Below are 11,124 nucleotides of genomic sequence, written 5' to 3' on the forward strand. Positions count from 1 at the left end.
CCGGCGACGCCCGCGCGCTGGTCAAGGGCATCCTCGACCGCAAGGAAAAGCTCATGGGCTTCGGGCACCGCGTCTACCGCGCCGAGGATCCGCGGGCCCGGGTGCTGCGCAACACCGCCCAGCGCCTGAACGCCCCGCGCTTCGAGGTCGCCGCCGCGCTCGAGCAGGCCGCGCTCGCCGAACTGCGCGAACGCCGCCCCGACCGGGCCATCGAGACCAACGTCGAGTTCTGGGCCGCGGTGATCCTCGACTTCGCCGAGGTCCCGGCCGCGATGATGCCCGCGATGTTCACCTGCGGCCGTACCGCCGGCTGGTGCGCGCACATCCTCGAGCAGAAGCGCCTCGGGAAGCTCGTGCGACCGGCCGCGATCTACACGGGACCGGATCCGCGCTCCCCCGAGAGCGTCGAAGGCTGGGACACCATCGCACACAGCTGACCCGGCAGTCTTCGGGCGAATCGGAGGGGCCCCGGCCGGATCGGACGCAAATGCGGTGTCGGGGCCGGTGACACGGGCGGTCTAGACTACCTGTGCACCTGTCCCTCGACGCTTAGGACACGCATTCCGATGGCTGACGCTTCACCGATCATTCCCGCCGACCTCAAGCCCGCAGACGGCCGCTTCGGCTGTGGCCCCTCCAAGGTTCGCCCCGAACAGCTGCAGTCGCTGGTCGACGTCGGCGCCTCGGTGTTCGGTACCAGCCACCGCCAGAAGCCGGTCAAGGACGTCGTCGCGCGGGTGCGAGGCGGCCTGCGCGACCTGTTCTCGCTGCCCGAGGGCTACGAGGTCGTCCTCGGCAACGGCGGGTCGACCGCGTTCTGGGACGCCGCCGCGTTCGGTCTGATCCGCGAGCGTTCGCAGCACTTCACGTACGGCGAGTTCTCGTCGAAGTTCGCGTCGGTGGCGAAGAAGAACCCGTTCATCGGCGATCCGGTCGTCGTGTCGGCCGAGCCGGGTTCGGCTCCGGAGATCGTCGCCGACCCCGACGTCGACCTGATCGGCTGGGCGCACAACGAGACCTCGACCGGTGTCGCGGTCCCGGTTTCCCGCCCGGCGGGTTCGGAGAAGGCCCTCATCGCGATCGACGCGACCTCGGGTGCCGGTGGTCTGCCGGTGAACATCGCCGACGTCGACGCCTACTACTTCGCGCCGCAGAAGTGCTTCGCGGCCGACGGTGGGCTGTGGGTGGCGCTGATGAGCCCGGCCGCGCTCGAGCGCGTCGCCGAGATCAAGGAGTCGGGCCGCTTCACGCCCGAGTTCCTGTCGCTGCCGATCGCGATCGACAACTCGGTCAAGGACCAGACATACAACACCCCGGCGCTCGCGACGCTGCTGATGTTCGCCGACCAGATCGAGTGGATGAACAACAACGGTGGTCTGGAGTGGACCACCGCGCGCACCAAGGATTCGTCGTCGCGCCTGTACGAGTGGGCCGAGGCTTCGGAGTACGCGACGCCGTTCGTCGCCGATCCGGCCTACCGCTCGCAGGTCGTCGGCACCGTCGACTTCGTCGACTCGGTGGATGCCGCGGCGGTCGCGAAGATCCTGCGCGCCAACGGCATCGTCGACACCGAGCCGTACCGCAAGCTGGGCCGCAACCAGCTGCGCATCGGCATGTTCCCGGCGATCGATCCCGAGGACGTCACCCAGCTCACCAAGTGCATCGACTGGGTCGTCGGCCAGCTCTGAGTTTCACGTGACGGTGGAGGACCGGGCCCGCTGGGTCCGGTCCTCCGCTGTTTCCGGCCCGGGTGAAACTCTCGACTCCTGGTCGAGACTTCGTGTGAACCCAGCACCATAGCGCGTCCCGGGGGAGGTTGCACGACAACCCGCCGGGCGTGGCGCGGCGTGTCCTGACCTCACCGCCCCCACCGTTCCGTTACAGTCGGGCGGGTCAGTCGCGAACCGGCGCGAGGAGGTCATGGTGCGAGAGCTTCGAGTGGTCGGCCTCGAGCCCGACGGTTCCCACGTCGTGCTCGCGGATCCCGCGACCGGCGACAAGTTCCGCATCCCTGTCGACGACACCCTGCGCGCCGCCGCCCGCGGCGACCTCGCGCGTCTCGGCCAGATCCAGATCGAGACCAACAGCCAGCTCCGCCCCCGCGAGATCCAGGCCCGGATCCGCAGCGGCGCATCCGTGGAGCAGGTCGCCGAGGAAGCCGGCATTCCGATGGCGAAGGTCGAGCGTTTCGCCTACCCGGTGCTGCTCGAGCGGTCACGGGCCGCGGAGATGGCGCAGCAGGGTCACCCGGTCCGGCCGGACGGCCCCGCGGTCGAAACCCTGCTCGAGATCGTCACGCAGGCCTTCCGCACCCGCGGTCACAACATCGACGCCGCGACCTGGGACGCGTGGCGCGACGACGACGGCCACTGGGTCGCGCAGCTGCAGTGGAACGCGGGACGGTCCACCAACAGTGCGCACTGGCGGTATCAGCCCGACGCGCACGGCGGCACGATCGTCGCGCTCGACGACATCGCGAGCGACCTCGTCGATCCGGACTGCGCCCGGCCACTGCGGTATCTGACGCCGGTGTACTCGGCTCGGGACGTCGACGACACCCTCGACACCGACACGGTGGGCGAGCGGGCGTCGGCCGCCGCGGAGCCGATCACCCTGGATCGAGCGGAGCCGGAGCCGGCCGAGCAGCAGGTCACTGCCGAGGCCGAGGCCCCGGTCGTCGACTCCGACGAGGACGCCGAGGCCGAATCCGTTTCCGAGGACGATCCGCAGCCCAAGCTGGCACCGCAACACACGTCGGGCAAGGACAAGCGCGGCAAGCCCGCGCTGCCGTCCTGGGACGACGTGCTCCTCGGCGTGCGCAGCAACGGACGCGCCTGAGGACCGTCCCGATGGCGGCGTCCGTCTCGACTCTCTGGTACGTCGACGCCCCCGAACCGGCCACGGTGTTGTGCTCCGCCCGCCCGGACCGCGATTCCGCGCATGCGCTCGTGGGGCGACTCTATCCGGATCTGAATTCGGTTCCGCTGGAACGGGTTCCGCTGGTGGAGGCCGCCGCGTGCACCGAGCGGGACCGGGTGTACGTGGGCAGCTATCCGGGTGTCACGGTGGTGTGCAGCCCCGACCTGCCGCAGCAGCCCTCGGAGACGCCCGAAACCTGGACGCACACACTGGGTTCCGAGCACACCTACGTGATCCGGTCGGATCCGCCGCGGGCTCTGGGGGCGTTCGCGCAGTGGCACCACGGGGAACTGCGACGCGCGTTCAGCGCGACGACCGTCGACATCTTCGAGGATCACGGCGTGCCGTTCGTGTGGGAACGACCGTTCTGGGCCGGTGACCATCCCGTGCGCTGGCCCGTCGATGTCACCCCTCCCCCGCAGGCACTGCCGTTCCATCCGCGCCGTCTCGTCGAGACCGCCAACGCGGCCTGGCTCGGATTCCGGTACATCGGCCGCGAATCCGGAGAGCCGGATCCGGCCGACATCGAGGTCTGGCGGTTCGGTCTCTACCGCGACGGCGAGACACCGCCGCCCGCAACGGATTTCACTCCACCGCCGGAACGACGGCGACGTCGCTGGTGGGGACTCCTCCGCTGACGGCCGAACCGGAGATCACAACGACGTCAGCAGGATCAGCCAGCCGAGGGGAATGCCCGCGGCGACACCCACAGCCACCCAGCGCCACAACGGAATCCGGCTCCACACCCACAAGGTCGGGGCGGCACCCGCACCGGCGACCAGGTTGACCCCGAAGGCGAGCACCGGACTGATGCCCACCAGCACCGAACCGAACGCGACGACCGTCACGACGGTCACGATGAGCGCGAACGCCGTGAGGGTCAGACCGGTTGCCCACGGGGTTGCCGAGGGAGCGGAGCGAGTCATCTCGGGATCCGCACCCGCTCGTAGAACGCCATGGCGGCAGCGGTCGCGACATTGAGCGAATCGGTGCCCGGCGCCATGGGGATACGCGCTCGCACGTCGGTGGCACGCATCGCGTGCTCGGTCAGTCCCGGACCTTCGGCACCGAGCAACAAAGCCACCTTCTCCCCCGTCATCGCTTCGGCGAGGGTAACAGCCCGAGGGTTCGGCGTGAGCGAGATCAACTGGAAACCGCGACCGCGCAGCAGATCGAGGTCGTGCGGCCAGTTCGGCAGGTGCGCGAACGGCACACGCAGCACGTGGCCCATGGACACGCGCACCGCGCGGCGATACAGCGGGTCGGCGCAGCCCTTGCCGAAGAGCACGGCGTCGACGCCGAGACCGGCGGCGTTGCGGAACATCGAGCCGATGTTCTCGTGATCGTTGACGCCCTCGAGCACCGCGACGGTCGTCGCCTTCTCTAGCACGTCCCCGAGGTCGAGGGGTTCGGGGCGGGACGCGGCGGCGAGAACACCCCGGTTCAGGTGGAACCCGACCACCTCGGCCATCACCTCGGCGGAGGCGCGGTAGTACGGCACGTCGACATCGCGCAGGTCGTCGGCGAGTTCCCCGAGCCGGCGGTCGACGCCGAGCAGGCTGTTGGGCGTGAACCGCGAGTCGAGCATGCGCTGCACGACGAACACGCCCTCCGCGATGACCAGGCCCTTGCCGCCCGGGAGATCGGGGCGGCGATCCGAGGAGTTGAGATCGCGGAAATCGTCCAGCCGTGGGTCGGCGGGATCGTCGATGTCGATGACGTGAACCACGTCGCCCATTGTCCCAGTTCACGCCTCGCGTGCAGGCGTCGGGGCGAGGGAATCCGGGTCCACCGGAATGTCGCGCTGCCAGGCCGCTGCGGCCGGGAGCGCTGCGTCGACGACCGGCCGGTCACAGGGCGACGACCGTCCGCAGCGCGGTGATGTCGGTCTCGTCGGTACGGGTGCGGCACGGTCGCCGCCGCCGTACCGACGAGCAGGTGGTTACTTGTCCTCGGTGACGAGCGTGGTGAGGATGCCCACCGCCTCGCGCAACGTGTCGAGACTCTTCTGATCGAGTTGCTGCAGCCGCTCCGTCAGCCACGCCTCCCGTGCCTGCGCCTCGTCGCGCAGCAGTTCCCGCCCCGCCTCGGACAGGTCGACGATGATCTGACGGCCGTCGGTCGGGTGCGGCGTGCGCTCCACCAGACCGAGATCGTTGAGTGATGCGATGACGCGTGTCATCGACGGTGGCTGGACCTTCTCACGCGCGGCAAGTGCCCCGGGGGTCATCGCTCCATCCTGGCTCAGCGTCGACATGGCCGACAGCTGGGTCAGGGACACTCGCGAATCGGTGCGTCTCCCCCGCAAATGACGCGTCAGGCGCACGACAGCCAGGGCGAGATCGCCCGCCAGTGCACGTGTTTCCGATGTCATGGCGAGCACAATACGTTATGCCACGGAAACTACCGACACATGTTCTAGGTGAGCACGTTGGTGATGGGATCCACCACGAAATATGCGGTGAACAATGCTGCTACCACCCACATCAGCGGGTGTAGCGTGCGGATTTTCCCGCTCGCCGCGTGCATCACCACCCAGGTGATGAAGCCCACGCCGATGCCGTTGGCGATCGAGTAGGTGAACGGCATCACCAGGATGGTCAGGAACGCCGGCAACGCGACCTCGAATTTGCTGAAGTCGATGTCCCGGACCTGCCCGATCATCAGGGCGCCCACCACGATCAGGGCGGGCGCGGCGGCCTCGATCGGCACCATCTCGTACAGCGGCGTCAGGAACATCGCGGCGAGGAACAGCACACCGGTGACGACGTTCGCCAGGCCGGTGCGGGCGCCGTCGGCGATACCCGACGCGGACTCGACGAACACGGTGTTCGACGACGACGAGGCAGCGCCACCGACGATGGCACCGGTGCCCTCGACGACGAGGGCGCGGCCCACGTTGGGCAGGTTGCCGTCCTTGTCGACCAGACCGGCTTCCTTACCGAGTCCGGTCATCGTGCCCATCGCGTCGAAGAAGTTCGCGAGCACCAGGGTGAACACGAGCAGCGTCGCGGCGATCACGCCGATGCGGGTGAAGGCACCGAACAGGTCGACATCACCGACCAGGCTCAGATCGGGCATGCCGGCCACCTGCCCGGGCACCTCGGGGGTGCTCAGGTTCCAGCCCTTCGGGTTGGTGCCCATCGACGGCCCGACGTCGGTGAGCGCCTCGACGATCGCCGCGACCACCGTGGTGATCACGATGCCGATGAGCAGACCGCCACGCACCTTGCGCACGACCAGCACACCCATCAGCAGCACACCGAAGACGAACACCGCGGTGGGCCACGACGCAATCGAGCCGTCGATGCCGAGACCGACGGGCACGGTGGTGCCGGCGGCGTCGGGGATGCGGCGGACGAAACCGGCGTCGACGAGGCCGATGAACGCGATGAACGCACCGATGCCGGCGGCGATGGCCGATTTGAGTTCCGGCGGAATCGCATTGAACACCGCGGTCCGGAATCCGGTCAGTGCGAGGACCACGATGATGATGCCGTCGATGACGACCAGGCCCATCGCCTCCGGCCACGTCACCTGCGGCGCGATGGTCACCGCGAGCAGACTGTTGATGCCCAGGCCCGCGGCGAGCGCGAACGGATAGTTGGCGATGATGCCGAACACGATGCTCATCAGTCCGGCGACGAGTGCCGTGACCGCGGCGACCTGGTTGATCGGCAGGATGTTGCCGAGCACGTCGACCTTGGCGGTGGCGTCCTCGGGCGAGAAGCTACCGAGGATGAGCGGATTGAGCACCACGATGTAGGCCATCGCGACGAAGGTGACCACACCGCCGCGGACTTCCCGGGACACCGTAGAACCACGTTCGGTGATCTTGAAATAGGTGTCCAGTAAACCGGTGCCTACGGCCATGTCGAATATCCACTCCGGAGAAGATTTGCTCGAGTCGCAACCGGGAGATTATTGCAGCGCGGAACTACTAGTCTGCAAATTGTGAAAGACGCAGATGACGTTGCCGCGCAGGTCCGACGCCTCGCCGATCCCCGGCCCGCGCTCGCCCTCGGCACCGTCGCGTGGCTCGTCGCGACGATCGTCGTTCTCGTCGTCGGAGACCGCTGGTCGGCGGCGCTTCCGGTGTGCGTGGCCGGAATCGTGGTGGGGCTGCTGGGATCTGCGCTCTTCCTCGTTCAGCGGCGCGCCGCGCGCCGCGGCCGGCGCGGGGCACAGGTCGGGCTGAACTGACGGATCGGGCCGCGAGCCGGGTGCGTCAGCGACGGATCCGCACCCGCGTGACCAACCACACCCACAGCAGAGCCCACAGCGACCCGAGGATCCAGCCGGCCACGACGTCGGTCAGCCAGTGCGCCGCGAGGTAGACGCGGGAGAGTCCGACGGCCACGGTGTAGCCGGCGAGACCGGCGTAGAGCGCCGCGCGCCACGGGCCCTGCGGACGCGCGGACCGGGCGAGAACGGCCGCGAGCGTGACCGCCAGGATCGCCGACATCATCGCGTGGCCGGACGGGAACGAGTGCGTCGACAGGTCCACCAGCCGCTCCGGCTGCGGCGGCCGGGCACGACCGAACAGCAGCTTGAGCAGGCTCATCACGGGCCAGCCGGTGAGAACCGCGCCGGCGACGAGCAGCGCGTCCTGCGGCCGCGACGCACGCATCAGCAACAGGGTCGCGACGATCGCGAGGATCGTGACCCCCACCGTGCCGCCGGTGTGGGTGACGACGGTGACGGCGGTCGTGATCGGCGGCTCCCGGACGCCGAGCATCCAGTCGAGTACCGCGACGTCGACGCTCACGACCCGGCACCACCGCTCGCCACGGCGGCGGCGAACCCGGCGGGCGTGCAGTGGGTGGTGCCGGATCGGTCCACCCACCAGGCCACCTCGCGCTCCCCCGTCACCGCACCCGAACAGCTCACGACGAGCCGGTCGTGAACGGTCAGCGGTCCCCGGGGCAGGGGCACCCCGGTGGTCGCGGCGGCGAGCACGGCCTGCGGTTCCCGCGACCATTCGGTGGCCCGGCCCGGGCCGGTCGGTTCGGCGGACACCGTGTCGGACGCGAGCGGGAGGTCGAGCAGTTCGGCGAGTGCACCCGCAGTTGCCGTGGTGCCCATCACGATCCGTTCCGCGGGGACGACGGCGGCGAGCCACGGACGGTCGAGCACGAGCGCGTCGGCCGCGTCGACGACGGTCCCGGCGATGCTGCGCACGGCGTCCGGCAGGTCCAGTGCGGCGACGTCGAGAACCCCGGACGCGTACGCGGCGGCGAGGGCACCGTGCGCGGCGGCGACGACCGCGGGTGCCGGATCACGGTCCGGGTCCGCTAGGCGGTCGAGCAGCAGCGCGGCCAGTGCGGTGCTGTCGACGACCGGCGACGCCAGGCACGCCCGCAGCCGGTCGGCGTCGGGGTGCGGGCACGGATCGAGCAGGCCCTCGAAGGTCGTGTCGTCGGGGGCGCGCAATCGTCCCAGCGGCTGCCCGTCGAGAACCGCGTAGGTGCGCAGCCACCACGCGGTGTACCCGTCGCGGTCGGCCAGCGCGTCGGCGGTGTCGGGATCCGCGGCGAGCAGCGTCAGGGCTCTTGCCCATCGGGTTTCGTCGACGAGGTCGAGGTCGCGGACCGCGACGAGGGTGTCCGGGTCGGTGTCGACCGTCTCCCACCACTGCCCCTCGTCGGGCAGGTCGTGGTCCGGACCGGTGGGCAATTCCGCGCGCAGCACGGTGAAACCCCAGCCGACCCCGACGGCCCGCAACGCGTCCACGCCGTACCGGTCGATCACCTTGGAATCGACTGTCCCGAAAGGTGATTCGTCGACGAGAACATCGGCGAGGGGCGCATCGGGCAGGAGCAGTTCGTCGGCGGGAACCAGCTCGCCGTCGACGTCGGGCAGCAGCAGGGCCCCGAGATCGCGGGGCAGGGAGCCGACGGGAACGTGCCCGGCGAGCCGCAGCACCGTGTCGGCGAGTTCCGCGGCGGCTTCGTCGTCGTCGGGGTCGACGTCCTCGACGGCGGCGAACAGCGCGGGGTCCGACAGCAGATCGACGGCGGTGACGGTGCCGGCCCCGAGCCGCGCGAGCAACGGGTGAGCGGCGTCCGGGTGCACCAGCCGCACCCACGGCAGCACGAGCGGGCCGTCCACCCCCAGATCGGCTCCGAGCACGGTGGTGCGCGGACCGGTGACGAGACGCCCGTCCGACAGCGGCACCGGAATCGACGCGAGTTCCTCCGCGACCACCGCGTCCACGACGAGCGGCTCGAGCGCGTCGTACAACCGGCGCCACCACTGCGGGTCGCGGTCGAGTCCGGCGAGCAGTTCGGCGACCCGGGCCGGGCCGATCCGGTGCACGTCCACCGCGGCGAGCAGCGACGCGTACCGCGGCCCGCACAGCGCGGGCGCGACGAGACCGGGCACGACGTCGGCGAGGGCCTCGGCCAGTTCGTCGGTGAGCCCGTCCAGCGCCGTCGCCCGTTCGGGCACCAGGTCGTCGCCGCCAGCGGCGGCGGGAAGCCAGGGGTGGGTGCGCAGTTCCGCGAGCACGGCCTCCCGGAGCAGTCCGTCGGCCTCGCTGCGCGCGAACCCGGGCACCGGCACCAGCGCGATCCGCTGGTCCGCGGGCAGCGCCGCGGCGAACCGCGCGTAGCCCTCGGCGATCCGGTCGAGCGGGGCGCCGGGCAGCAGCCGTCGCCGGTCCGGCTGCATCGGCACGTCGGCGACGACGAGGACGGGCAGCGACAGCTCCTCGTCGGACCGGGTGGGGGCGCGCAGCACGTCGTCGCCGAGGGGCGTGATCTCCCCGGCGGCGGTGACGGGAACCAGCCAGCGCGCGTGCGGTCCTTCGCCCTCCCACCAGCGGTGCTCGCCGACGACGATCTCGTGGACGCCGCCGCCGAGGTCCGTGCGGGTGCGGGTCAGTTCGTCGTCGCCGATGGTGATCGAGCCGAGGGCGGGCAGTTCCAGCAGCAGTTCCGCAGCCTCGGCGCGGAATCCGTCGAGCAGAGCACGCGCGTCGACATCCGGGCGCAACCGCAACACGATCTCGGTGTCGAAGCCGGACACCGGAGGTTCGGCGGTGGGCCACGCCAGGCGCAGGACCGGCACTCCGGACCGCGGTGGCGTCAGGTCGTGCTCGCGCAACACCGCGCGGGTGCGCTCGGCGGAGAAGCGGATCGATCCGGTCCGGGACCGGATCCCGATGTCGTCGGAGACCGCGAGAACGGCGGTGAAGCCGACACCGAAGCGTCCGACTCCCCCGGTTTTTGCGGACGCCCGCAGCGCTGTCAGCGCCTGCACGCCGGGGCCGTCCAGCGGGGAACCGGTGTTGGCGACGTGCAGGCCGTCGTCGCCGAGCCACACCCGCATCGCGCCGGTGATGCCCGCGCGGGTCGCGGCGTCGGCTGCGTTCTGGGCGAGTTCGGTGAGTACCCGGTCGCGGTAGCCGGCACGGACGAGGTCCGATTCGGTGGCGGTGTCCTCCCGCAGGCGGGTGGGCGACGACCGCCACGCGAGCAGCGTGCCGTCCCGCAGCGCCGCGGTACCGAACGGGTCCGCGGGGTCGGCCTGGGTCACGTCAGTCGGTCTGTTCCGGCCGGCCGGTGTCGTCGCTGGTCGTCGCCTCGTCGGTGACCGTCGGCTCCTCGGCGGGCGCCTCGTCGGTGGCGCTCGGCTCCTCGGCAGCGGGCACCTCATCGGTGACCGTCGACTCCTCGCTGGCGGGCGCCTCGTCGGTGACCGTCGACTCCTCCGTGACAGTCGGCTCGGCGGGCGGCTCGGGCCCTTCGGCCTCGACGGTGCCCGACTCCGCCGGCGCGGCGGTGTCCGACTCTGCCGGGGCGGCGACCGTGATGATCTCCACCGCCGCGTCGTCGTACGCGTCGAAGCGGGGCGAACCGGCACCGGTCGGAAGCGTGGTGTCCGAATGGGCACCGCAGCCGTACTGGGCGTGCACGACGTGCCCGTCCGCGGCGAACTCGTTTCCACAGACCCCGAACGCCGCGTGCAACGACCCGGCGAGCGGCAGGAAGAACCCGCACAGCATGCAGGTCGACGGGGCGGCCTTCGCCATCTCGGTGTCCGGCCCGTATGCCTCGAACCAGCGCTGGGCCGCGTCGAGGCGACCTTCCAGGCTCATGACCTGACGACGGCCGAGACCGATCTCGAGCGCGGTTTCGTCGACCTCGGGGTCGCCGGTCTCGACGTATCCCGGCACCAGGCGGGGATCGCCGGGGGCGGGGG

At 70.6% G+C, this 11,124-nt stretch carries 12 protein-coding genes; 5 read left to right on the forward strand and 7 right to left on the reverse strand.

Translation table 11 applies throughout. From position 1 onward, the window contains the following. From I0Q12_RS32970 to I0Q12_RS16000, 4 genes are all read left to right on the forward strand, one after another. A partial coding sequence (locus tag I0Q12_RS32970) for a citrate/2-methylcitrate synthase (RefSeq protein ID WP_307846272.1) occupies positions 1-437 on the forward strand: 437 nt, incomplete at its 5' end. A gap of 129 nt (positions 438-566) precedes the next feature. Next, the gene (gene serC / locus I0Q12_RS15990; protein WP_197252847.1) at positions 567-1,688 is read left to right on the forward strand and encodes a phosphoserine transaminase; all 1,122 of its coding nucleotides are present in this window, start codon (positions 567-569) and stop codon (positions 1,686-1,688) included. Between the two features lie 235 nt (positions 1,689-1,923). Further along, a complete protein-coding gene (gene sepH / locus I0Q12_RS15995) occupies positions 1,924-2,838 on the forward strand; it encodes a septation protein SepH (RefSeq protein WP_197252857.1) in 915 nt (304 codons plus the stop codon). Positions 2,839-2,849: 11 nt separating this feature from the next. After that, the gene (locus I0Q12_RS16000; protein WP_197252848.1) at positions 2,850-3,557 is read left to right on the forward strand and encodes a hypothetical protein; all 708 of its coding nucleotides are present in this window, start codon (positions 2,850-2,852) and stop codon (positions 3,555-3,557) included. 15 nt (positions 3,558-3,572) lie between these two features. Here I0Q12_RS16000 and I0Q12_RS16005 read toward each other — a convergent pair whose 3' ends face one another. The 4 genes from I0Q12_RS16005 to I0Q12_RS16020 all read right to left on the reverse strand — a co-directional run bounded on the left by I0Q12_RS16005 (position 3,573) and on the right by I0Q12_RS16020 (position 6,792). After that, entirely contained in the window at positions 3,573-3,845 is a 273-nt protein-coding gene (locus I0Q12_RS16005; RefSeq protein WP_197252849.1) for a DUF2537 domain-containing protein, read from the reverse strand. Then, positions 3,842-4,648 carry an RNA methyltransferase gene (locus I0Q12_RS16010; protein ID WP_197252858.1) on the reverse strand — a complete coding sequence of 269 codons (807 nt, stop codon included), beginning with the start codon at positions 4,646-4,648 and terminating at the stop codon, positions 3,842-3,844. The genes I0Q12_RS16005 and I0Q12_RS16010 overlap by 4 nt, the downstream gene beginning before the upstream one ends. 213 nt (positions 4,649-4,861) lie before the next feature. Continuing rightward, the gene (locus tag I0Q12_RS16015) at positions 4,862-5,293 is read right to left on the reverse strand and encodes a MarR family winged helix-turn-helix transcriptional regulator (RefSeq protein WP_197252850.1); all 432 of its coding nucleotides are present in this window, start codon (positions 5,291-5,293) and stop codon (positions 4,862-4,864) included. Between the two features lie 44 nt (positions 5,294-5,337). Beyond that, on the reverse strand, positions 5,338-6,792 hold the full coding sequence (locus I0Q12_RS16020; protein ID WP_197252851.1) for an NCS2 family permease: 1,455 nt from the start codon (positions 6,790-6,792) through the stop codon (positions 5,338-5,340). An 81-nt stretch (positions 6,793-6,873) separates the two neighbouring features. Here I0Q12_RS16020 and I0Q12_RS16025 point away from each other — a divergent pair, with 81 nt between their 5' ends. Continuing rightward, entirely contained in the window at positions 6,874-7,122 is a 249-nt protein-coding gene (locus I0Q12_RS16025) for a DUF2530 domain-containing protein (RefSeq protein WP_197252852.1), read from the forward strand. 25 nt (positions 7,123-7,147) lie between these two features. Here the strand turns inward: I0Q12_RS16025 and I0Q12_RS16030 are convergent, their stop codons facing one another. The 3 genes from I0Q12_RS16030 to I0Q12_RS16040 form a co-directional block, all read right to left on the reverse strand. Further along, a complete protein-coding gene (locus tag I0Q12_RS16030; RefSeq protein ID WP_197252853.1) occupies positions 7,148-7,687 on the reverse strand; it encodes a phosphatase PAP2 family protein in 540 nt (179 codons plus the stop codon). Beyond that, the gene (locus tag I0Q12_RS16035) at positions 7,684-10,458 is read right to left on the reverse strand and encodes a sacsin N-terminal ATP-binding-like domain-containing protein (protein WP_197252854.1); all 2,775 of its coding nucleotides are present in this window, start codon (positions 10,456-10,458) and stop codon (positions 7,684-7,686) included. The genes I0Q12_RS16030 and I0Q12_RS16035 overlap by 4 nt, the downstream gene beginning before the upstream one ends. Before the next feature lies 1 nt (position 10,459). Next, on the reverse strand, positions 10,460-11,124 hold a 665-nt coding region (locus tag I0Q12_RS16040), incomplete at its 5' end, for a DUF3027 domain-containing protein (RefSeq protein ID WP_197252855.1).

Source organism: Rhodococcus sp. CX, from assembly GCF_015865005.1.
GTDB lineage: Bacteria > Actinomycetota > Actinomycetes > Mycobacteriales > Mycobacteriaceae > Rhodococcus.

What these genes read in the sequence shown, in the direction of transcription:
- I0Q12_RS16000 (WP_197252848.1), top strand. Translation starts at nt 2,850, where the DNA reads ATGGCGGCGTCCGTCTCGACTCTCTGGTACGTCGACGCCCCCGAACCG.
- I0Q12_RS16015 (WP_197252850.1), bottom strand. Translation starts at nt 5,293, where the DNA reads ATGACATCGGAAACACGTGCACTGGCGGGCGATCTCGCCCTGGCTGTC.
- serC (WP_197252847.1), top strand. Translation starts at nt 567, where the DNA reads ATGGCTGACGCTTCACCGATCATTCCCGCCGACCTCAAGCCCGCAGAC.
- I0Q12_RS16005 (WP_197252849.1), bottom strand. Translation starts at nt 3,845, where the DNA reads ATGACTCGCTCCGCTCCCTCGGCAACCCCGTGGGCAACCGGTCTGACC.
- I0Q12_RS16020 (WP_197252851.1), bottom strand. Translation starts at nt 6,792, where the DNA reads ATGGCCGTAGGCACCGGTTTACTGGACACCTATTTCAAGATCACCGAA.